This is a genomic window from Azospirillum sp. BE72 (assembly GCF_031455875.1).
In the GTDB taxonomy this organism is placed as follows: domain Bacteria; phylum Pseudomonadota; class Alphaproteobacteria; order Azospirillales; family Azospirillaceae; genus Azospirillum.
Window position 1 is genome coordinate 52,242 of sequence record NZ_JAVDTO010000003.1, and the last position, 21,882, is coordinate 74,123.

Below are 21,882 nucleotides of genomic sequence, written 5' to 3' on the forward strand. Positions count from 1 at the left end.
CTTTAGAGCGGCATGGGACGGAGATCCGGGGCGACGATCAGTTCGCACCCGGTGTTGGCGATCACCTGCTCCACCGTGACACCGGGGGCGGTTTCCTTCAAGACGAGGCCGGCGTCTGTCGGCTCGATGACTGCGAGGTCGGTCACCACCAGATCGACCCGGCGGACCGAGGTCAGCGGCAGGGCGCAGCGCTCGACGATCTTCGCCTCGCCCTTGGCGCTGTGCTGCATCGCGACGATCACCCGGCGGGCGCCGGTGACCAGATCCATCGCCCCGCCCATGCCCGGCACCATCTTGCCCGGCACCATCCAGTTGGCGAGACGTCCTTCACGGTCCACCTGCAGGCCGCCCAGCACGGTGACGTCCAGATGGCCGCCGCGGATCAGCCCGAAGGAGAAGGCGCTGTCGAAGGACGCCGCCCCCGGCAGGGCCGAGATGGGCGAACCGCCGGCATCGGTCAGGTCGTGGTTCTCCGCCCCGGTGATCGGGCCGGACATGCCGAGGATGCCGTTCTCCGACTGGAAGAACACGTGGCGTCCGGCGGGGACATAGCGGGCGACCAGGGTCGGCAGGCCGATGCCCAGGTTGACGAGGTCGCCGTCCATCAGCTCCAGCGCGACGCGCTTGGCGATCAGGGTCTTTTCATCCATGGCTCAATACTCCCCGATCAGCGCGGCGTCGCGGTGACGATGTGGTCGACCAGAACCGACGGCGTCATCACCGCGTCGGGCGGGATGCAGCCGACCGGCAGGATGTCCTCGGCCTCGGCGATCACGGTGGCGCCGGCCATCGCCATCAGCGGGTTGAAGTTGCGCGCGGTCAGCGCGTAGGTCAGGTTGCCGTACAGGTCGGCCTGCTTGGCAGAGACCAGCGCGAAGTCGGCCTTGATCGGCATTTCCAGCAGGTAGGTGACGCCGTCGATCTCGACCGTGCGCTTGCCCTCCTCAACCGTGGTGCCGACGCCGGTGGGGGTCAGGACGCCGCCCAGACCGACGCCGCCGGCGCGGATGCGCTCGGCCAGCGTGCCCTGCGGCACCAGTTCCACCTCGAGATCGCCGGCGATCATCTGCTTCTGCGTCTCGGGGTTCAGGCCGATGTGGCTGGTGACGACGCGACGCACCAGCTTCTCCACCACCAGCTTGCCCAGGCCGTTGTTGGGCCGGGCGGTGTCGTTGGCGATGATGGTCAGGTCGCGCTTGCCCTGGCGGATCAGTTCGTCCACCAGCCGGTTGGGGCCGCCGACGGCCATGAAGCCGCCGATCAGCAGGGAAGCGCCGTCGGGAATGCGCGCGACAGCATCTTCCAGGGAAACGAGTTTGTTCTTCATGATCAGACGATCCCGGTCAAGTAATAGACGGCGATCACGAAGAAGACCGCCAGCGTCTTGATGCAGGTGACGGCGAAGATGTCGCCGTAGGACTGCCGGTGCGTCAGCCCGGTGACGCCCAGCAAGGTGATGACGGCACCGTTGTGCGGCAAGGTGTCCATGCCGCCGCTGGCCATGGAGGCGACCCGGTGCAGAACCTCCATCGGGATGCCGGCGGCGTTGGCGGCGGCGATGAACTGGTCGGCCATGGCCGCCAGCGCGATGCTCATGCCGCCCGATGCCGAACCGGTGATGCCGGCCAGCGCGGTGACGGTCACCGCCTCGTTCACCAGCGGGTTGGGGATGGCGGCCAGCGCGTCGCGGATGATCAGGAAGCCCGGCAGCGCCGCGATGACCGCGCCGAAGCCGTATTCGGAGGCCGTGTTCATGGCGGCCAGCAGGGACCCGCCGATGGCGGCCTTGGTTCCGTCGGCGAAGCGTTGCGACACCGGCTTCCAGGCGAAGGCCAGCACCATCAGGATGCCACAGAGCAGAGCCCCTTCCACCGCCCAGATGCCGGCGACGGAGGACACCTGCGTCACCAGCGGCTTGGCGCCTGGGGTCAGCGCCACCTCGCTGGTGGTGCCGTAGATGCCGGGGATACCCATGGTGAACAGCTTGTTCAACACGCCGACGGCGACCAGCGGCGACAGGGCCAGGATCGGGTTCGGCAGCGCTTCCGAGGCGACCGGCTCCGGTTCGTTGCTGTGGCCGCTGCCATAGCCCTCGCCCCGCGCGATGGCCGAGCGCACGCGCCACTCCAGATAGAGCAGCCCCAGCGCCAGGATGAAGATCGAGCCGATCACACCCAGCCAGGGCGCGGCGTAGGCATCGGTCTTGAAGAAGGTGGTGGGGATGATGTTCTGGATTTGCGGCGTGCCCGGCAGCGCGTCCATTGTGACGGTGAAGGCGCCGAGCGCGATCACGCCGGGGATCAGGCGCTTGGGGATGTCGCTCTGTCGGAACATCTCCGCCGCAAAGGGATAAACGGCGAAGACCACGACGAACAGCGACACGCCACCATAGGTCAGCAGCAGGCAGACCAGCACGATGGAGGTCACCGCACGCTCGCGCCCGACCAGCTTGATGACGGCCGAGACGATCGACTTGGAGAAGCCGGACAGTTCGATCACCTTGCCGAACACCGCGCCCAGCAGGAAGACCGGGAAGTACAGCTTCACGAAGCCGACCATCTTGTCCATGAACAGGCCGGTGAAGATCGGCGGCACGGCGGACGGGTCGGTCAACAGCACGGCCCCCATCGCCGCGATGGGCGCGAAGAGGATGACGCTGAAGCCCCGGTAGGCGACCAGCATCAGGAACGCGAGCGCTCCCACGCAGATCAGGAAACTCATTTGGACGATGCTCCCTCGGTTATTCTTTTCGGACGGTGACCGTCACGGGTGTGTTTTCGGGATTTACGGCTGAAGCAGACTGCGAAGCCGGGCCATGCCGGCGTCGTAAAGGTCGCGGACGAAACGCTCCGCTTCCGCCTCCGCGCTCTGGTTCGGGTGGGAGGAAAGCGGGCGGAAAGTGGCGGTCCAATCCAGGGCGGTCTGCCGTTCCCCATCGGCGCGCAGGCGGATTTGCGCCAGCAGGTCGGCGACCGGATACGGCCCTTCGACCACCGCATAGGTGTAGGCATCGTCGACGCGGCTGACATGCTCCAGCCGGTGGACGACCGGCGCCCCATCATAGAGTCGCAGACGCCGGAGCGCGCCCTTCCCCACCCCCTCCACGATCATGGAGACCGCACCGGGGTACCAGTCGCCCAACGCCCCGTTCCACCGGACCAGCGGCCACACGCAGCGCGCCGGGACGGGCAGAAGGGAGGTTGCGGTGACCAGCGGCATCGGGGCGCTTTCTCATGGCGGCAGGCCCGTGAGGGCGGGATGCAACCATGACAGCAAGGGGCATGCCAGAATTGTATTGACCGATAGTGACAGCGGAAACCTTTGATAAGGCTGATTTTGTGCATTGCACACAAAACTGCCCGATCGGCCATCGGTCTCGTAAACGAGATTACGCGAGAGAAAATCGTCTATCTTTAGAGATATAGTCTCGAATTATGGACTGTCGCAACGGAGCGAAACGATCGGCTCCGAAGCTGGTTGAGCGGACCTGTGGAATACTGCTTTACCTTCCAACCGCTGGAAGGCTCAGCCTGTGGAAATTGGGTGCGCCGCCGCACCGCCAAGGGAGAAAACCCATGCTGACGTTGAAAGTATCCGGAATGTCCTGCGGCCACTGCGCCCAAACCGTGACCAAGGCGGTGGAAGCGCTTCCGTCGGTCGAGCGGGCTCTTGTCGACCTGAAAGCAGGCCAGGTGACCGTCGAGGGCGACGCCGAAGAATCGACCATCCGCCAAGCCATCGAGGATGCCGGCTATGAGGTGCTGGGCCGGGCCTGAGGCGTCATCCACAAAAAGAATGGGCGCCGGGCCATATGGCCGGCGCCCATTCCCGATGGCGTTTTCCCGGAAGGTTCTTTGAAGGTCTTTTACTTGGTGAGAATCAGCTTGTTGGCGCGGGTCACGCGCAGGCGATAGCTCTGCCCGGCGTGCTGGATCACGATCTCGCGACTGCCCGACATCAAACGGGCGGATTCGACCACCGGCAGGGACGCGGCGACGAAGGAGGCGGGAGCGGAGACGGCGCTGTCGTGCATGGCGTGTCTTTCTTGCTGGACGGACGTTGCGGTCGGCGATGTCCGGGCGTGAACCCTGAACCGGACACTACGCCCCTCCGAAACCAATTGCAAGTCATTCTCATTCGCTGTTCTGGCTCAACTGCGGTTCCAGCCGTCAGCCCTTGACCGCCCGATGCACCATCCAGCGCAGGCCGACCACCAGCAGCTTGTTGTACTCGTTGATAAGCAGGTTCGCCGTGCCCGGCCACATCCACCACTCCTCCAGATGGACGGTGGGGGCGACGACAGGATGGGGCACGAGCTCCACGTCGGGCATCGCCATCGTCAGTTCCAGCAGGCTGCGGCGCATGTGGTAGTTGGCGGTCACCAGACGCAGCGACCGGAACCCCTGGTCGCGCATCCAGTCCGCCGTCTCATAGGCGTTGCCGATGGTGCTGTCCGCCGAATAGCCGAGCGTGATGCAGCATTCCATCTCGGTCGGGGAACGGCGGGACAGCTTCAGCAGTTCCTGCACGTCCACCCCGTCATAGACGCCGGACACGAACAGCTTCCTCGCCCGTCCGGCGGCCAGCAGCTCCAGCCCGGTCCCCAGCCGGTTGCTGCCGCCGGTCAGCACGACGATGGCATCGGTCGGCCTTTCGGCATCGGCGCCGGCGGGAGATGCGCGCGGCACGTCGGCGGCGTACCAGACCAGCCCGCCCAGCCAGAGGACGGCCGCCACCAGCGAGCCGGCCAGCAGATAGACCACCGCCCGCGCCACCACCCCGCCGCGCCGCCGGTGCACGGTTCTCATCGCGCCCCCCGGCTCACGGCATGGACTCCAGCGTGCGCAGCACGGTCCAGCGTGCGGTCGCCAACGCCAGCAGGGCCAGCATTCCCGGCACCAGAAGCAAAACCACCCACTGCCATGGCTGCAGCGACAGGTCGGCCAGCAGGCTGGCCCGCAGCCCCTGGGACGCCCGGTACAGCCCGTACAGTGTGCCGCCGGCCAGCAGCAGACCGATGGCGCCGCCGCGCAGGCTCAAGGACACCACATGCCGTTCGAACTGGCGGGACACATAGCGGTCGGTCGCACCCATCAGGTGCAGCAACTCCACCACCGGGCGGTGGATGGCCAGGCCGGTGCGCACGGCGAAGACCACAGTCATCACCGCCGCCGCCCCGATCAGCACCACCACCCCCAGGGCCGCCAGCCGCACCGCCCCGGCGAAGGAGCGCAGGTCGGCCAGCCACACCGCATGGTCGTCCAGCGTCGCCCCCGGCGCCGCCGACGTCAGGCGAAGCCGCAAGGCCGCGACGTCGACCGGCCCGTCGGCGGCGACGTCGATCAGCCGCGGCATCGGCAGCAGCGGGTCCGACGCCCCCGACCCCAGCCAGGGTTCCAGCAGCCGGGCGATCTCGCCGCCGCCCAGCACGGTGGCCGACCGGATTCCGGGGAAGGCGCGCAGGACGGTCACCGCCGCCTCCACCCGCTCATCCAGCGGCGCGACCGGAGCGCCCGGCATCGGCGCCACCTGGACGGTCAGCCCGCCGGCGAGGCCGCTGTCCCAGCGTTGCGCCATGTCCGACACCAGCATGGCGCCGGCCAGCGCCAGCGCCGCCAGGAAAGCCATCAGCGCGGTGATCCAGCCGAGGAAGCGCGAGGAAGGATCGACCGCCAGCGGCAGGTCGGAGCGGGGACGGACCGGACGAAGCGCCATGCCGCTACTCCCACCGCGACTCTTGCGGGCGCGTGTCGCCGGCACGGCTGTCGGACGCACGGCCATCATGAACCCGGCTTCCGCGCGCAGGCAGCACCATCAACCGGCCATTGTCGAGATGCAGGCGCGGGTGGTCGAAACGGCGGATCAGCGCCTCGTTGTGGGTGGCGATCACCACGGTGGTTCCCAGCTTGTACAGTTCCTCGAAAAGATAGAGCAGGCGCATGCCGATGCCGTCGTCGACGTTGCCGGTCGGCTCGTCGGCCAGCAGAAGCCGCGGCCGGTTGATGACCGAGCGCGCGATGGCCACCCGCTGCTTTTGCCCGCCCGACAGGGTGGACGGTTTGGCGTGCAGGTGGTTGCCCAGCCCCACCCAGCGCAGGATTTCGGTGCAGTGGGCAACCACGTCGACCTCCGGCGTGCCGGCCATGCGCAGCGGCAGCGCCACATTGTCCAGCGCCGACAGATGGTCGAGCAGCGCGAAGTCCTGGAACACGACGCCGATCTGGCGGCGCAGCTCCGGCAGGTCGCGGCGGGTCACCATCGCCATGTCGCGGCCGAACAGGGTGACCAGCCCGCGCGACGGCCGGTGGGCAAGATACATCAGCTTCAGCAGCGACGATTTGCCCGCCCCGCTGGCACCGGTCAGGAAATGGAAGGACCCCGGCAGCAGGGTGAAGCTGATGTCGCGCAGCACCTCCGCTTCCGTGCCGTACCGCAAGCCGACATTTTCGAAACGAATCACGGTCCCACCACAGCCACGACACCCCTCCACGTCCGGGACAATGCACCCGGCGGGGGGCGGAGTCCACCCCGCCCCGCGCCGCGGAACCATCTCCGCAACAGCGCTGAATACTTGAGAAGTCGGCGAAGACCTGACAAGTTGCCGGCCATGATCTGGATCCGGTCCCTTGCCTTCAACATCGCGTTCCACCTCTGGACCGCGCTGATGTGCTTCGCCCTGCTGTGGATGCTGCTGCTGCCGCGTCCGCAGATGGTCGCGGTTGTGAAATGGTATCTCAGCACCGTCGGCTGGCTGGAGCGAACGCTCGTCGGCATCCGCTACGAGGTGCGCGGGCGCGAGAACCTGCCCGACGGTCCCTTCCTGCTGGCGGCCAAGCACCAGTCGGCCTGGGAGACGATGAAGCTCCACCTTCTGTTGAAGGACCCGGCGATCATCCTGAAACGGGAGCTGATGTGGATCCCGATCTGGGGCTGGTACGCCGCCAAGGCGAAGATGATCCCGGTCGACCGCGGCGCCGGCGGGGCGGCGATCAAGTCGCTGATCCGCAATTCCCGCCCGGTGCGCGACGAAGGCCGGCCCATCGTGATCTTCCCGCAGGGAACCCGTGTCGCCCCCGGCACATACCGCCCCTACCGGATCGGCGTGGGCGTGCTCTATGACAGCCTGAAGATCCCCATCGTGCCGATGGCGCTGAACGCCGGCCTCTATTGGCCGCGCCACAGCTTCCTGAAGCGCCCCGGCACCGTGGTGGTGGAGTTCCTGCCGCCGATCCTCCCCGGCCGCCCGCGCGCCGAGGCGATGCGCGAGTTGGAGGAACAGCTGGAATCCGCCAGCGACCGCCTCGTCACCGCTGCCGGCGGCCCGCCCACCGTCCGCCCGCCGCTGGCCGAGCCGGAGCGGAACAAGCAGGCGGCGACCGCCGTCTCGTGACGCTTCGGCCGTAACCGGCGGGCCGCGGCGGTTAATCCCTTGAGCACCGTCGCGTATCTGCCTACGCTCGCGCAACGAATCGCCGGGAGGGCCGGTTGAACCGGCTCCGGATGACGCGCGAGAGGACGGATGACGCAGACCGCGAAGCCCCGGTGTCCCACCCGGTCGCTGGACCTCTGGAAACAGCGATGGCGCGCCGCCGCCGTCGCCCTTCTGATGACGGCACAGCCGCTGGCGGTCCCCGTCGGCGCCATCCTGACCGCCCCGGCGGCGCCTGCTCCGCTCGCCATCGCCGCCGCGGCGGCGGTCTCCGTGGCGCTCGCTCCGGACGAGGCCCACGCCCGCGCCGGTTCCCGCAGCAGCCGCTCCTCGTCCTCGGGCGGCTATTCCCGGCCGTCGCGCACCCCGTCCGTCGGCAGCAGCGGCGGCTATGCCCGCCCGTCCTCCCCGCGCACGCCCTCGACCGGAAGCAGCGGCGGCGGCTGGTTCTCCGGCGGCTCCTCCAGTTCCAGCGGCGGCTATGCCCGGCCGGGCAACAGCGCCCCCTCTGTCGCCGCCCCGCCGACCTCCGCCGGTGACCGAACCTTCAGCCAGCAGGGCTCGGCTGACGCGCTGAACCGCTACCGCACCCGCCAGGAGGCCGACCGTACGCCGCCGGCAGCACCACCGCCCGCCGCTTCCACCCAGGGGCGCACCAGCAGTTCCAGCAGCTCCGGCGGATCGGGCTGGGGCTGGGGATCGGGAGGCTCGTCCTACCGCACCCCGTCCACGCGCCCGGCGCCCGTCAATCCCTATGGCCGTTACGGCTGGAACCCGCCGCCCTACGCCTACAGCGCGCCGCGCCGCTTCGGCATCTGGGACGGGCTGTTCCTGTGGTTCATGCTCGACACGCTGACCCGGCCGGGCCACGCCGCCTTCTTCCACAACAACGCCGACGACCCCGGCTATCGCGAATGGCGGCAGGAGGCCGACCGGCTGGCCCGCGAAAACGCGGAGCTGCGTGGCAAGCTGGACCAGCTCGACCAGTCGGTCGCCGCCCAGTCCGGCACCCCGCGCGAGGCGGGACAGCTGCCGCCCGACGTGCCGGCGGAACTTGCCCGCGCCGACTCCTCCAGTTCGGTGGACAGCGCCAGCGCCGTGCAGGCGTCCCAACCATCCCAGGGCTCCGGCCGCGGCTTCTGGTGGTGGGGCATCCTGCTGCTCGGCGTGGCGGTGCTGTTCCTGCTGTGGCGCGCGCGGCGCCGGATGGACGCCCCGGCGGCGAAACCCAGCCCAGTCTCCAATGGCCCAGTCTCCAAGGGAGGATCGGACGTGCCCCTGTTCGGAACGCTCGGCAACTACGTGAACCAGAAGCTCGGCGGCAAGGCCTACAGCCCGTCGCTGTTCCGGCTGGGCATGGCGGTCACCATCGACCCCACCCCCTTCCTGCTGGCGGAGAGCGCCACCAAGGTGAAGGCGCCGGACACCGGCAGCGACCGGCTGGTGTCGATCGAGGCGGTCGGCACCGTCACCTCCGGCCCGGCCACCGTCTACCGGCTGCACCTGCCGGGAGGCGGCTTCTTCCAGATCCATCTCGGCCCCGACGGGCAGCCGGACGAATGCCGCTACTTCACGCCCATCGACAGCGTGGCGCCGTCCGACGAGGGCGAGTGGGGCTTCTGGCTGGACGATGCCGAGGGGATGATCGGCTGGCCGGAGTTCCAGACCAAGGACGGCAAACTCTATCCCCGCATCTGGCAGCCGGGCGTCAGCCGCATCCAACCCTTCACCCTCAGCGAGGCACGCCAGACCGTGCGCGGCACCGAGACGGTGGTCAGCCAGTCCATGCTGTACGGCGCCCCCACCGGTGCCGCAGCCCCCGCCCCCACCACCGAATACATCCTGGTGGAGGCGGTGGAGCGCTCCGGCCGCGCCTCCGTCGAGATCGCCGCCGGCATCGACGTGAACCCCGCCTCCCTCTCCCTGTCCTAACCCACACGACAAGAGTGCCGGCCCCATGGAAAGCACCTTCGGTTCCATCCTGACCGCGCTCGGCACCGGGCTTCCGGTGCTGCTGGTCCAGCTCGCCGTCACGCTGGCGCTGCTGGCGGTCGGCGTCGCCGTCTACACCCGCATCACCCCCTTCAACGAACGCCGGCTGGTGTCGGAAGGGAACGCCGCCGGCGGCCTGACGCTGGCCGGCTCCATCGTCGCGCTCGCCATCCCGCTGGCGGCGACGCTGGCGACCAGCGCCTTCCTGCTGGACATCCTGCTGTGGGGCGTGGTGGCGGTGATCCTGCAGCTGGTCGCCTTCGCGGTCGCGACCCTGCTGATCCGCGACCTGCGCGGCCAGATCGAATCCGGCAACGTCGCGTCGGCGGCGACCCTGGTCGGCGTCCAGCTGGGGGTGGCGCTGATCAACGCGGCGGCCATGGCCGGCTAAGCCAGCCCCCGAGAGGTAAGGATAAGGGGTCTGGTCGCCGGATCGTCCCCTCCCCATCTGTGCAGGCGAGGCGCCTTCCGGGGCGCCTCCAACAACCCTCATCGACAGGATTCAAGCCATGCTTGCCTTCATCCGCAACCTTATGGGTGTCAAGACCGACCAGGCCGTCCAGGGCGCCATGGAGGCGCTGGTGCGCTGGGATCCGAAATCCGCGACCGAGGCGGAACTGCGGACCATGGAGCAGCATCTGGACGGCCTGGGCCGGCAGGTGGCGGAAGCCCGCGCCATCTACGACCGCGAGCAGCGCGAAGCCGACGAGATCAAGGCGCTGTCGACCCAGCGCATGGCGGCGGCCGAACACCTGCAGCGCCAGATCGACGCCGAGACCGATCCCGCCCGCAAGGCCGGCCTGGAAAAGAGCCTGGAGACCATCGTCGCCATGCTGGAGGAGATGGCTCCGGAGATCGACCGCGAGGTCCGCGATGCGGTGGATGCCCGCGAGTTCCTGGAGATGCTGGAAAAGAACTATGCCGAGGCCGGCGCCAAGCTGAAGGCCGCCCGCGCCGAACTGACCCGCGCCCAGCGCGACATGGGCCGCGCCGACCAGCAGCGCGCCATGGCCGAGCGTCAGGCCGAAGCCGCCCGCCAGGCCGCCGGCCTCGCCGGCGCCACCAGCGGCCTGTCGGTCGCGCTGAAGGCGATGCAGGACACCGCCGCCAAGGATCTGGCCGCCGCCGAGGCGGCGAACGCCAAGGCCAAGCTGCTGCGCCCGTCGGCTCCGGAAAAGGACGACCCCAACATCGCCGCCGCCCTCGCCGCCGCGTCGGGCAAGACCTCGCCCACCAGCCTGTCGGACCGTCTGGCGGCGCTGAAGGCCAAGCAGGGCTGACGATTTGAGGGGATCGGCGGGGGAGACCCTGCCGATCCTTACCTCCTGGGGGAATGGAACAGCGTGGAACGGTTTCCGGCGGCTGTTCCATTCCGTCCGCTGGCCCGTCCGCTAACCTGTCCGCCTCACAGACGGCCGAAGGCGGCCTGTCCGCCCCGCCGTTCCAGCGCCGAGCCGAGGTTGGGATAGAGATCGTCGGGATTGAAGGTCCAGGGATAGACGCCCTTCGGTCCCTCCGATTCCGGGCGGGCGAGGATCGCGGCCACGGCGCGCGGATCGGGCGGCCTGCGCTCACGCAGGGCGCCGGGGATGTCGTCGTCGTCCAGTTCGGGGACGATGACGGCGGGAGCGTCCTCAAACGGGGGCGGCTGGGGGGTGGCGGAGTCGGCCGGTTGCCGGATTGCCGATTGCGGGGCCGGCCGCTGATCAGGCCGCTGGGCCGGTTGGTCTCCGAGCCCGTCGAGGAGGCCGAGCCGGTCGGCCAGCCAACGCACGGTCGACGGATCGCCGGAGGAGACCAGCCGTTCGATCTGCTCGACAACCAGGATGCGCAGCGAGGAGAGGCGCAGGTCGGCTTCCCGTTTCAGGGCCTGCCGTTCCCACCAGACCCTGTGACGGAAATCCTTGGATCCGTAATAGGCCCGCCACAGGGTGGTGCGGCTGCATCCCATGGCGCGGGCGACATAGAGAAAGCTGCTGCCGCGCGCCAGCATGCCGGCGGCCATGATCCATTGTTCCTCATGGAATTGCGAACCGGGGACCAGCGAGCCGTCGGCGGGCACCGGCGGTTCCTCCGCCCAGCAGGGGAAATGGTCGTCGGCGAGGGTACGGCTGTCGAGGGGCATGGCGTCGCTCCGCGGGGTGATGGGACGGGTGCGGAGAGGGTATAGGAAAATTGTCCCTTCATGGCGCGTTTTTGTGAAATCCGCTGCCAGCGATGCGTTGGGCTGTTGCGCTGGGACATAGCAGTCTCAGGATGAACATCCCCGACCAGCTGTTCCGGATCCGCGCCAGAGCGTGGCAAAACCTGTATTCATCGCGCGATCAATCACCGCTTTTGCAGCATCACACAAATTTTGTGTTTCCCATACCCAATATTTGGGGCAGATTTAGCCGTCACCGATGGGGGCACGATGGGGAAGCTGGCGACAATCGGAAAGGCGACAATCCGGGTCTTCGGCAACGACCACCTTCCCCCGCATTTCCACGTCAAGAGTACCGATTTCGAAGCCCTGGTCTCGATCGAGACCTTCGAGGTCATCGCCGGCGACCTGCCCACCGCCACCCGCAAGGAGGTCCAGACCTGGGCCGCCGCCAACAAGGACCGGCTGGTGAGCGAATGGAACGCCTGGAACCCCAACATCCCCTTCGCCTGAAAGGAGGCGCGCCCATGATCCCCCCCGTCCTGCCGCAAGGCCCCCGCCCAATCCCGCGGCTCGCCGCGGTGGTGCCGGCCGCGGGCGCCGTCCTGGCGCTGACCTGGGACGACGGCCGCGCCGACCGCGTCGACCTGACCGGCTGGCTGGAGTCCGGGCACCCCTATTTCCACCAGTTGCGCGACCCCACCGTCTTCGCCTCCGCCCACCTGGTCGACGCCACCACGGTGGAGTGGAACTGCGACGAGGATCTGGCCATCGACAGCATGCACTTGGCCCTGCTGGCCGAACAGCAACGCCCTTTCGGCCAGCCCGAGCTGATCGCTTGGCAGGATCGCCACGACTTGTCGAATCAGGAGGCGGCCGATCTGGTGGGGGTGCACGTCAACACCTGGTCGAACTGGCGCACCGGCGCCACCGCCGTGCCGGCGATGCTCGGCATCGTCTGCCGCGCCTTCAGCCGCGACCCGCTGCTGTTCGCCGCCCGGTACCGCCCCCGCCGGCCCGGCCGTCCGCCGGCAGCGGCTGAATAAGGGAGGGCATCCTGCCGGCGGTCGGCTTCGTCCGCCGTGATGCTGTAGCGAAAGGCGGAGATAGAGCGCGGCTCGATCCATGGTCATGTGCCCTGTGCAGCCGGATCGGCTATCGGCGAACCGGCGTCACGGCTGACCGACACTCCGCCTCTCCTGCAGCCACTCCCCAATCCTTACGTCTCGGGGGAGGCCACCTTCGCCGCCTTCGGCTTGCGGGCCGCGACCTCGAACGCCACGTCCTCGATCATCCCGGCGGTGAGCGAGGACAGGGCCGACTTCAGGCTCGGCCAGTGATTCATGCGGGCGGTGTCGGCAACGGCGGCGTTCCTGGCCTTCAGGACGAGGCGACGGCCACCCTGCGGCGCTTCCTCCACCCGGTCCGGCTCCAGTTCGGCCAGCAGCGGGGCGGGCACCTTGCCCTTCAGGGCGTGCAGGACGGCGGCCCACAGCGCCGTCACGTCGTCGGCATCGGGCAGCGGGCCGAGGTCGGCGAGGCCGGATTCCACCGGATCTGGGGGGGCGACGGTGTCGACCTTGCCGATGCGACGGGCGCGGCGGCCGGCGCTGTGGCGTTCGCGCTCCAGATAGGTCTCGGCCGCCTCCTCCTCGTCCTTGGCGTGGAAATCCAGCGTCACCGCCTCGATCTTGCGGCCTTTCCGCTTCATCTTGTCTTCCGGCATGCTGACACGGAAGGGGGCGAGTTGGTTCACCTCGGCGATGGCGCGGTCGATGGTGCGGGTGCGCAGGATGCCGAAGTCCTTGTAGGCGCCCTCCGGGACGTTCATCAGCTTGCGCAGCGTGTCGATGTCCAGTTCCAGCGACGGATAGTCCATCTGGTAGCGCTGCATGCCGATCTCGTAGAGCTTCAGCGCGTAGGTGCTGGTGACCTTGACCATCGCCGGCCCGGACAGCTTGGCCCACAGCTGGGACGAGCGTTGGATTTCCAGGAAGGCGTCGGTGAACTGGAAATGGATGTCGGCGGCGTCGCTGTCCTCCTCCTCCTCCGGCCGGACATAGCTGGAGAGGATGCGCAGCTCGGCGCGCGACCGGCGGCCGCGGAAGGGGCCGATGACCACCAGGCTGGAGTCGAAGATTTCCTTCAGCGCGTCGAAGATCCGCTCGTTGCCCTTGTGGTTGCCGCGCACCACGCGCTTGGGCATGCGGTAGAGCTTGTTGGCGAAGTTCTGGCTGCCGGCCAGATGGATCATGAAGTTCAGCATCTTCTGCGCCGGCAGCGACAGGCGCGTGCCATTGGCCGGATAGCTGTAGACCGCCTCCGCCGCCTTGATCAGATGCTTGTAGCCGTCGCGCTCGAAGGTGGCGCTGGCGACGCGGGCGGTCAGCCCGGCGACCGGGGCCGCGGATTCGGCGGCAACAGACGGCAGGGTGGCGGTGGCGCCGTCGCCGTCGATCACCGCGCCGCCGGCCAGATCCTCCGGCCCCAGCACGACAAGGCCGGGGGCTGCCTTTGCCGAACCGGCCGTAACGGGCGCAGCCGCGTCCGACGGGACGGACTCTTCCGCCACCGCACCGCGCGCCTTCCTGCGCCCCGTCCCCGCCATCGCCGTCCTCCGCCAGAATCGCGCGAGGCTAAATCAATCCTTACCCCAAAAACAAGTAAGGAAAGGGTCGCGGCGCAGAATCCTGTTCATCCTTACATCCTGGGGGCGGAACCCTTACGCCCCGGGGGGTGTGCGACTCGCCCCCACCCGGTAAGGCTGTTTCCCCCACCCTGTAAGGAAGATTCGATGCGACTCGCGGACTCCTCTGGCTTTTCACGCCGACGAATCCTCTTAAAAGGGAAAGGGAGTCGCGAACGCCTGCTAAGTGCCGGATCCGCCAACGCTTCCGAAGTGCGAATCTCACCCGAAGTCCCCCTCCGGCATCCTTACACGACCCGAATCGGCCCGACTCGATTCCGGAAAGTCTCCGTGTGGAGCGTACTCTATCCTTACTCCCTGGGGGCGTTCGGCCATTTTTGCTGTTCGGGGGTCTATGGACAAGCGCCATCCTTACGGCTTGGGGGCACACAGGGCCAGATCCGGGCCCCCGAGAGGTAAGGATCCGCAGATTCCGGAGATCCGCGGGGTCTTTTCCAGAGGCATGTAAGAATCCACAAGGGCTTGAGAGCCCCCAGGATGTAAGGAAGCCCCCCCCCAAGCCGTAAGGATCGAGAGACGGGCCGGTCGGTCGCGGGAGGCCGGGATCCAGCCCCCAGGCGGTAAGGATAGCGAATCACGGTAAAGTTAAATAGCTGATATAAAACAATTTTCCTTCAGTGAGCCGCCAGAAGGAACAGCCCCTGCCCCAGATAAACGCTGGCCGTGCCCATCACCAGATAGCGGCTCCACAGGCGGAACTGCGCGTCGCTCATGCGGTCCAGTACGCGGCGGGAGAGATTCGTGCCGAGCAGCGCCATGGCGACCGACATCAGGATCACCGTCGATTCCACGGTCCCATCCACGCCGCCGGCGACCAGCGGGGCGAAGTAAGCGATCTTCACCAGATGGCCGACCGACTGGATCGCCGCCTTGGTGGCCACCACGCTCTGCCGGGTCATGGCGCTGCGGATGAAGAAGACGTCCAGCAGCGGGCCGGAGATGCCGGCGACCAGCTGCACCCCCATGCACAGGAAGCCGCCCACGAGGCCATGCAGCGGCTTCTGGGCATCCAGGGCCCAGCGCGCGGGCACCGCCAGCGCAAGAAAGGGCGTCAGCCCCAGAATCAGCAGCGACACCGCCCGGTCCGGAATGGCGCCGACCAGGGCGAACAGCAACCCGGCCCCGGATCCGCCCAGCGCGAATCGCAGGATGACCGGCCAGACCACATGGTGCCGCCACAGCCATGCCCGCCAGCCGTTGGAGGCGAACTGGGTGACGCCATGCAGCAGCATCGCCGACGGAACCGGCAGCAGGATCAGCAGCAGGCCCATCAGCACCATGCCGCCTGCCATGCCGAACAGGCCCGACAGAAACGAGGTCACGAGAACGGTAAGGCCAAGCCCCACCATCAGCGGAAGCGTCAGCATGAATCGGTCCAAATGTGGGAGATCAGGCTGAAAATCTCGCACGCGCGCGGTTGCGCCGCAAACGGCATTGTTCGATGCTTAGCCTCAGGAAAAGTTTGGGTCAGGTAAGGATGGACCGATGCGCCGCCTCCCCTCGCTGAACGGCCTGCGCGCTTTCGAGGCGGCGGCCCGCCATGGCAGCTTCACCGCTGCGGCGGCGGAACTGCACGTCTCGCAGGCGGCGATCAGCCGGATGGTCAAGCTGCTGGAGGAGCGGCTGGGTTTTCCCCTGTTCGACAGAAGGGCGAACGCGCTGGTGCTGACCGAGCGCGGCCGGGCGCTTCAGCCGGCGCTGACCGAGGCGTTCGACGGCATCGCCCGGCGGGTGGAGCAGGTATCTTCGATGCGGGCCGGGCCGGTGCTGACGGTGGGCATGGGGGCGACGGTGGCGGTGCGCTGGCTGATCCCGCGCCTGTCCGGCTTCCACCTTGCCCATCCGGAGATCGAGGTACGGATCGCCACCGGCGGGGCAGGCGCGCCGATGAACCATGACTGGACCTGCGCCGTCCTGCTGGGCGACGGCCAATGGCCGGGCTACGAGGCGGAGCGGCTGTTCTCCTCTACCCTGCAGCCGGTCTGCGCGCCGCGGCTGGCGGCGGAACTGCGCCAGCCGGCGGATCTGGCAGGCGCCACCCTTTTGCATGTGTCCCATTGGGCGGAGGACTGGCCGCGCTGGCTCGCCGCCGCCGGGGTGGCGGAGTTGTCGTCCAAGGGGCCGTCGTCGAAGGGGCTGTCCTTCGGCAGTTATGCCATGACGCTGCAGGCGGCCATCGACGGCGTCGGGGTGGCGCTGGCGCCGCGGCTCTACATCCTGGACGATATCGCCGCCGGGCGCCTTGCCACGCCCTTCGGGCTGGCGGTGCCGATGGTCCATGCCTGGTACCTGGTCTATCGCGCCTCCCGCCGCGAGGATACCGGCTTCGCGCCCTTCCGCGACTGGCTCTATGCGCTGTGTGCCGAGGTGGAGTGAGCCCCTTTGTCCTTTTGGCGCATGGCCGGGCGGCACAATTCACCGATGCGTCGCCTGCGGGGGCCGACATAGGGTGGCTGCTGTTTTCCGTGTCCATTCCCAGCAGTCATGACCCTACAGGACCGCGCGATGCCGCCCACCGCTGTTCCCCATCCGGCTGAAGACGCCGCCCATCCGGCCCTGTCCCGTTCGCTCGTCATGCTGATGGCGCTGGCCTGCGGGGTGGTGGTCGCCAACATCTATTATGCCCAGCCGCTGGTCGGGCTGATCGGCCCGGCGGTCGGGCTGTCGCCGGAGACCGCAAGCCTCGTCGTCACCCTGACCCAGGTCGGCTATGGTGCCGGGCTGGTGCTGCTGGTCCCGCTGGGCGATCTGCTGGAGAACCGCCGGCTGGTGGTGGCGACTCTGTGCAGCACGGTGGCGGCGCTGCTGGTGGCGGCCGTCGCCCCCACCGCTTCGCTGTTCCTGGCGGCGGCCTTCCTGATCGGCGTCACCTCCGTCGCCGTGCAGATGCTGGTGCCGCTCGCCGCCCACATGGCGCCGGAGGCCTCGCGCGGGCAGGTGGTGGGCAATGTGATGAGCGGCCTGCTGCTGGGCATCCTGCTGGCCCGCCCGGTGTCGAGCCTGATCGCCGACAGTTTCGGCTGGCGGGCGGTGTTCGGCCTGTCGGCAGTGGCGATGGTCGGTTTCGCCGTGCTGCTGTGGCGCGTGCTGCCGCAGCGGCGGCCCAATGGGCAGTCCAGCTATGGCGCGCTGATCGGCTCGCTCGGGCGGCTGCTGGTGCGGACACCGGTGCTGCAGCGGCGGACCGTCTACCAGACCATGATGTTCGCCTCCTTCAGCCTCTATTGGACCTCCGTGCCGCTTCTGCTGGCCGGGGCGCCCTTCCATCTCAGCCAGCGGGGGATCGCGCTGTTCGCCCTGTCGGGTGCGGCGGGAGCGCTGGTTGCGCCGCTCGCCGGGCGGATCGCCGACCGCGGCTGGACCCGGCCGGCCACCGGCTTCGCCCTGGCGATGGCGGCCTTGTCCTTCTTCGTGGCGCGGGCCGGCGTGGGGGCCGGCGAAGGATCGATCGCCCTGCTGGTGCTGGCCGGGCTGCTGCTCGACATGGGCGTGCAGATGAACATGGTGCTGGGGCAGCGCGCGATCTATTCGCTGGGGGCGGAGACTCGCAGCCGGATGAACGCCATCTATATGGCGATCTTCTTCCTGGGCGGCGCGGCGGGTTCGGCGCTGGCCGGCTACGCCTTCGCCATCGGCGGGTGGGAGCCGGTGACCTGGATCGGCTTCGCCTTCCCCGCCATCGGCCTGCTGTTCTACCTGACCGAATTCCGTGGGCGGTCGGCCGCCTGACCGGTGATCTTCAAAGGAGACGATGCAATGGATCAACGTCAACTTGATCAACGTCCGCTAGGGCATAGCGGCCTGACGGTGTCCCCGCTCTGCTTCGGCGGCAACGTGTTCGGCTGGACCGCCGACGAGGCGACCTCCTTCCGGCTGCTCGACGCCTTCGTCGATGCCGGATTCAACTTCGTCGACACCGCCGATGTCTATTCGGCCTGGGCGCCCGGCAACCAGGGCGGCGAGTCCGAGACCATCATCGGCAACTGGATGAAGAGCCGCGGCAACCGCGACCGCATCGTGCTCGCGACCAAGGTCGGGTCGGAGATGGGGCCGGGCAAGAAGGGCCTGTCGCCGGCCTGGATCCGCACCGCGGTGGAGGATTCGCTGCGCCGTCTCCAGACCGACCGCATCGACCTCTACCAGTCCCACTGGGACGACCCGTCGACGCCGTTCGAGGACACGCTGGGCGCCTACAAGGAGCTGATCGACCAGGGCAAGGTCCGCGCCATCGGCGCCTCCAACCTGACGGCATCCCGCCTGCGCGAGGCGCTGGAGGTCAGCGCCCGCACCGGTCTGCCCCGCTACGAAACCCTGCAGCCGGAATACAACCTCTACAGCCGCGAGGGCTACGAGGCGGAGCTGGAGGGCATTTGCCGGGAGAACGGCCTCGGCGTCATCAATTACTATTCGCTGGCCGCCGGCTTCCTGACCGGCAAGTACCGCTCCACCGAGGATGCCGGCAAGAGCGCGCGCGGCAACGGGGTGGTGTCGAAATACCTGAACGACCGCGGCCGGACGATCCTGGCGGCGCTGGACGAGGTCGCCGGCCGGCATGGCGCGACGCCGGGACAGGTTGCCATCGCCTGGCTGATCGCACGCCCCGGCCTGACCGCCCCCATCGCGAGCGCGTCGAAGCCCGAACAGATGGGCGACCTGATCGCCGCGGCGACGCTGCGCCTGGATGCCGAGGACATCGGACGGCTGGACCGGGCGAGCGCTTGGTAGCACGGATCGGCCGGGCGAGACTAAGCGCGGAGCGAAAATCCCGTGCAGGGAGACCGTCAGCGGCGGACGACGCTGACCGAATGGGCTTTGGGAGCGGAGCGGCCGGTGCGGGCGGCGATGGCGGCACCCTGCAGCGGGCGCTGATTGCGGCGCTGCTGCGCCATCTCCACCTCACGGCGGAAATTGGGGCCGAGCGCCTCGTAGGCGGCCTTCAGATCCGGGTCCTGCATCCAGAATTCACGACGTTCCATGGTTTCCTCTTGAATTGGCTGGCCCTTGGCGGAACACCGAACAAGCCTGCGGCATGCCGCCCGTGTCGAACACGGTTCGGTGACGAGACATCCGATGCGTTTCACAGGATGACTCCCGATGCCCTTATTTCAAGGCGGGGGCGGCATGACGAAGTGACAGGTTGGGGTGGTGAGTCTTGACTTCAAGATCCCTCCGGCGTCAGGCCGGGTGACTTTTCAAAAGCCTTAACGTCCTGCCTACCCCAAGGTTCCAGCCAACCCTTCCCCGGCCGCGGGTTCTAGTACCCGCGTCCGGGGAAGGATCGAGAGGATCAGCCCAGCAGGCCGATATCGCCGTAGGAGATGTGGTCGAAGCCCAGCCCATAGACCGGCGAGTTCGCCGACAGGCTGAAATCGTCCGCACCCGGATTGACGAAGCCCGGGTTCAGGATCACGGAACCCTTGTCGTAGCCGGCGGCCTGCCAGTTCGACAGGGTGCCCCAGGCGCCGCTCGACATCACCTGCGGCCAGGCGTCGAACTCCTTCTCGGCGGTGTTCAGGCTGCTGTAGAAGTTGTTGTGGAGGTTGCCGACACCGGCCGGGCCGTAGATGTGGACGGCGGTGCCCTCGCGCACGTCGATGACGTTGCCGGAGATGTCGTTGCCGCTCATCACCTTGCCCTTCCAGCCGCCCCAGGCGACGTCCTGCTGGAGGCCGATCTGGGCGCCGCTGTTGCCGGCGATCACGTTCTCGGTGACCGTGTTGTTCCAGCCGCCATGCAGGAAGACGCCGCCGATGTTGTCATGGACGACGTTGCCCTTCACCGTGGCGCCGCTGGTCCAGTCGTCGAGATAGATGCCCCAGCTCGCCACCTGGCTCGACGGGTTGGTCGCCGTGGTGCCGGACACGTCGTTGTTGACGATGGTGTGACCGGTCAGGTCCTGCTGGCGGTTGATCAGGTAGATGCCGCCGCCGTCGTTCGATTCCAGGTTGGCGTCGATCACCTTGTTGAAGGCGATGGTCGCGCGGTAGGTCGCGTCGCTGCCGTCCGTCTGGACCGAGCCGACGGCGATGGCCTTCTCCGGCGAGTCTTCGATCTGGTTGTGGGTGATCTTGACGTCGGAGCTGCCGTTGACCCAGATCCCGGCGTCGCCGCGGTCGGCGGCGTTCGGATTCCTGATCAGGTTGTCGGACACCACCGTGGCATTGGAGCCGGCCTTGACGAAGACCGCCTCGGCGCCGGTGCGGTCGAACTGGTTGCCGACGACCTTGCTGTTGGCGCTGTTCTGCACCGTGATGCCGTAACCGCCGCCGGTAACGGTGTTGTTGGCGAAGGTCAGGCCGGCGGCGTTGTCGGCGAAGACATAGTGGCCGCTCGCGACGCCGTCGGTGAAGGTCAGGCCTTCGATGGTCACGTTCTTGGCGCCGCCGAGGCCGAACGACACGGACGCCTGCGCGCTGCCGTGGATCACCGCCTTCTCGTTGCCGTAGCCGGAGAAGGTCACGCCGGAGTCCTGGCCGTCCAGCCAGACCACGTTCTTCAGGTAATAGTCACCGCCGCGCACATAGGTCGTGTCGATGTTGGGATCGGCGCGCATCGCGGCCTGCGCCTTCTGCAGCGAGGCGAAGGGACCGTCGGTGCCGGCGGCGTTGGGAGCCGCCAGCTTGCCCGACCAGCTGTCGTTGCCGTTCTTGGCGACGTAGAAGCCGGGTTCGGTCGGCGACGGCACCGTGGGGGTGGGCGTCGGGGTGGGCGTCGGAGTGGGGGCCGGCGTCGGCGTGGTCGTGCCGGCCGGGAAGTCGGAGGCCGGGGCGTTCACCACCAGCGTGCCGTTCCACCACATCCCCTTCTGGCCGGCGATCACGTCCTTGCCGTCAAGCGCGCCCTTGTCATAGGAGACGGCGCTGCTGGTCGGGGCGTAGCTGTGGCCGTTGATGGAGATGCTGTTGACGTTCAGGCTGCGGTCCTGGCCGTTGACCACCGCGTCGTTGTCGTACTGGATCTGCACCTTGTGCGCCACACGGTCGGCGGCGTCGGTGGTGAAGGTGAAGTTCTTCGCGGTGGTGCCGGCGGTCCCCTCGCCGATCTGCTTGCCGTCGACCAGCACCTTGAAATGGGCGTTCACGCCGCCCGCCGGGGTGCCGGACGCGTTCACGACGATGGTGTCCTTGCCCCCGGTGCTTGCCACGGGTGCGGCGGCGACAGGGAAATAGCTCTTGTCGGCATTGACGACCAGCGTGCCGTTCCACCACATGTTCGACTGGCCGGCGACGACGTCCTTGCCGTCGAGCGCGCCCTTGTCATAGCTGACGATGCCGGCGGTCGGGGCGATCGTCTTGCCGCCGATGCTGATGCTGTTGACGGTCAGGCTGCGGTCCTGCCCGTTGATGACGGCGTCGTTGTCGTAGCGGATCTGCACCTTGTGCGCGGCGTCGGCCGTCAGCACGGGCGTGAAGACGAAATCCTTCGCCGTCGTGCCGGCGGTGCCCTCACCCACCTTCTGGCCGTCGACCAGCAGGGTGAAATGGGCGTTCACGCCGCCAGCGGCCTTGCCCTGGGCGTTCACGACGATCTTGGAAGCGGATGTGGCCATCGGTTCGGTGTCCTCGCCTGATGGGCCCGACGGCTCCTTCGCGGATCTGTCGGGCCTGATGT

General features: G+C 68.1%; 23 protein-coding genes. 10 read left to right on the forward strand and 13 right to left on the reverse strand.

The genetic code is table 11. From position 1 onward, the window contains the following. Positions 1-2: 2 nt before the first annotated feature. From J2Y49_RS11770 to J2Y49_RS11785, 4 genes are all read right to left on the reverse strand, one after another. On the reverse strand, positions 3-650 hold the full coding sequence (locus J2Y49_RS11770; protein WP_310115032.1) for a 3-oxoacid CoA-transferase subunit B: 648 nt from the start codon (positions 648-650) through the stop codon (positions 3-5). 17 nt (positions 651-667) lie between these two features. Then, on the reverse strand, positions 668-1,327 hold the full coding sequence (locus tag J2Y49_RS11775) for a 3-oxoacid CoA-transferase subunit A (protein ID WP_310115033.1): 660 nt from the start codon (positions 1,325-1,327) through the stop codon (positions 668-670). Between the two features lie 2 nt (positions 1,328-1,329). Continuing rightward, positions 1,330-2,721 carry a GntP family permease gene (locus J2Y49_RS11780; RefSeq protein ID WP_014189388.1) on the reverse strand — a complete coding sequence of 464 codons (1,392 nt, stop codon included), beginning with the start codon at positions 2,719-2,721 and terminating at the stop codon, positions 1,330-1,332. A 63-nt stretch (positions 2,722-2,784) separates the two neighbouring features. Next, a complete protein-coding gene (locus J2Y49_RS11785; RefSeq protein WP_310115034.1) occupies positions 2,785-3,219 on the reverse strand; it encodes an SRPBCC family protein in 435 nt (144 codons plus the stop codon). A gap of 356 nt (positions 3,220-3,575) precedes the next feature. Between J2Y49_RS11785 and J2Y49_RS11790 the strand changes: the two genes are divergently transcribed. Continuing rightward, positions 3,576-3,776, forward strand: coding sequence for a cation transporter (locus J2Y49_RS11790; protein WP_310115035.1), 201 nt, complete (start codon positions 3,576-3,578; stop codon positions 3,774-3,776). An 89-nt stretch (positions 3,777-3,865) separates the two neighbouring features. On the opposite strand, the gene hemP is transcribed toward J2Y49_RS11790, so the two are convergent. The 4 genes from hemP to ftsE form a co-directional block, all read right to left on the reverse strand. After that, complete coding sequence (gene hemP, locus J2Y49_RS11795) at positions 3,866-4,033, reverse strand: hemin uptake protein HemP (protein WP_310115036.1); 168 nt, start codon at positions 4,031-4,033, stop codon at positions 3,866-3,868. A 136-nt stretch (positions 4,034-4,169) separates the two neighbouring features. After that, on the reverse strand, positions 4,170-4,808 hold the full coding sequence (locus J2Y49_RS11800; RefSeq protein WP_310115037.1) for a YdcF family protein: 639 nt from the start codon (positions 4,806-4,808) through the stop codon (positions 4,170-4,172). A 13-nt stretch (positions 4,809-4,821) separates the two neighbouring features. Then, positions 4,822-5,715, reverse strand: coding sequence for a hypothetical protein (locus J2Y49_RS11805; protein WP_310115038.1), 894 nt, complete (start codon positions 5,713-5,715; stop codon positions 4,822-4,824). Between the two features lie 4 nt (positions 5,716-5,719). Then, positions 5,720-6,460: a cell division ATP-binding protein FtsE gene (ftsE, locus tag J2Y49_RS11810; RefSeq protein WP_310115039.1), complete on the reverse strand. Its 741-nt coding sequence runs from the start codon at positions 6,458-6,460 to the stop codon at positions 5,720-5,722. A 147-nt stretch (positions 6,461-6,607) separates the two neighbouring features. On the opposite strand from ftsE, the gene J2Y49_RS11815 reads away from it, so the two are divergent. The 4 genes from J2Y49_RS11815 to J2Y49_RS11830 all read left to right on the forward strand — a co-directional run bounded on the left by J2Y49_RS11815 (position 6,608) and on the right by J2Y49_RS11830 (position 10,701). After that, positions 6,608-7,390: a lysophospholipid acyltransferase family protein gene (locus J2Y49_RS11815; protein WP_310115040.1), complete on the forward strand. Its 783-nt coding sequence runs from the start codon at positions 6,608-6,610 to the stop codon at positions 7,388-7,390. A 129-nt stretch (positions 7,391-7,519) separates the two neighbouring features. Continuing rightward, positions 7,520-9,361, forward strand: a complete 1,842-nt coding sequence (locus J2Y49_RS11820; RefSeq protein WP_310115041.1) for a DUF2491 family protein — start codon at positions 7,520-7,522, stop codon at positions 9,359-9,361. Between the two features lie 25 nt (positions 9,362-9,386). Further along, positions 9,387-9,812 carry a DUF350 domain-containing protein gene (locus tag J2Y49_RS11825; RefSeq protein ID WP_310115042.1) on the forward strand — a complete coding sequence of 142 codons (426 nt, stop codon included), beginning with the start codon at positions 9,387-9,389 and terminating at the stop codon, positions 9,810-9,812. A 118-nt stretch (positions 9,813-9,930) separates the two neighbouring features. Next, positions 9,931-10,701 (forward strand): hypothetical protein, encoded by a 771-nt coding sequence (locus J2Y49_RS11830; protein WP_310115043.1) that lies wholly within the window; start codon positions 9,931-9,933, stop codon positions 10,699-10,701. A gap of 125 nt (positions 10,702-10,826) precedes the next feature. Here J2Y49_RS11830 and J2Y49_RS11835 read toward each other — a convergent pair whose 3' ends face one another. After that, on the reverse strand, positions 10,827-11,546 hold the full coding sequence (locus J2Y49_RS11835; RefSeq protein ID WP_310115044.1) for a hypothetical protein: 720 nt from the start codon (positions 11,544-11,546) through the stop codon (positions 10,827-10,829). A gap of 288 nt (positions 11,547-11,834) precedes the next feature. Here J2Y49_RS11835 and J2Y49_RS11840 point away from each other — a divergent pair, with 288 nt between their 5' ends. Beyond that, entirely contained in the window at positions 11,835-12,077 is a 243-nt protein-coding gene (locus J2Y49_RS11840; RefSeq protein ID WP_310115045.1) for a DUF4160 domain-containing protein, read from the forward strand. A 14-nt stretch (positions 12,078-12,091) separates the two neighbouring features. Further along, positions 12,092-12,610: a DUF2442 domain-containing protein gene (locus J2Y49_RS11845; protein WP_310115046.1), complete on the forward strand. Its 519-nt coding sequence runs from the start codon at positions 12,092-12,094 to the stop codon at positions 12,608-12,610. 173 nt (positions 12,611-12,783) lie between these two features. Here J2Y49_RS11845 and J2Y49_RS11850 read toward each other — a convergent pair whose 3' ends face one another. Both J2Y49_RS11850 and J2Y49_RS11855 read right to left on the reverse strand, forming a co-directional pair. Further along, a complete protein-coding gene (locus J2Y49_RS11850) occupies positions 12,784-14,172 on the reverse strand; it encodes a replication initiation protein (protein ID WP_310115047.1) in 1,389 nt (462 codons plus the stop codon). Positions 14,173-14,885: 713 nt separating this feature from the next. Next, positions 14,886-15,638 (reverse strand): TSUP family transporter, encoded by a 753-nt coding sequence (locus tag J2Y49_RS11855; RefSeq protein WP_310115048.1) that lies wholly within the window; start codon positions 15,636-15,638, stop codon positions 14,886-14,888. 118 nt (positions 15,639-15,756) lie between these two features. On the opposite strand from J2Y49_RS11855, the gene J2Y49_RS11860 reads away from it, so the two are divergent. From J2Y49_RS11860 to J2Y49_RS11870, 3 genes are all read left to right on the forward strand, one after another. After that, positions 15,757-16,647, forward strand: a complete 891-nt coding sequence (locus tag J2Y49_RS11860; RefSeq protein ID WP_310115049.1) for a LysR substrate-binding domain-containing protein — start codon at positions 15,757-15,759, stop codon at positions 16,645-16,647. Between the two features lie 129 nt (positions 16,648-16,776). After that, positions 16,777-18,000, forward strand: a complete 1,224-nt coding sequence (locus J2Y49_RS11865) for an MFS transporter (protein WP_310115050.1) — start codon at positions 16,777-16,779, stop codon at positions 17,998-18,000. Positions 18,001-18,027: 27 nt separating this feature from the next. Then, entirely contained in the window at positions 18,028-18,996 is a 969-nt protein-coding gene (locus J2Y49_RS11870) for an aldo/keto reductase (RefSeq protein ID WP_310115051.1), read from the forward strand. A 56-nt stretch (positions 18,997-19,052) separates the two neighbouring features. Here J2Y49_RS11870 and J2Y49_RS11875 read toward each other — a convergent pair whose 3' ends face one another. Continuing rightward, positions 19,053-19,247: a hypothetical protein gene (locus J2Y49_RS11875; protein WP_310115052.1), complete on the reverse strand. Its 195-nt coding sequence runs from the start codon at positions 19,245-19,247 to the stop codon at positions 19,053-19,055. A 311-nt stretch (positions 19,248-19,558) separates the two neighbouring features. Next, positions 19,559-21,820, reverse strand: coding sequence for a carbohydrate-binding domain-containing protein (locus J2Y49_RS11880; protein WP_310115053.1), 2,262 nt, complete (start codon positions 21,818-21,820; stop codon positions 19,559-19,561). Positions 21,821-21,882: the final 62 nt, after the last annotated feature.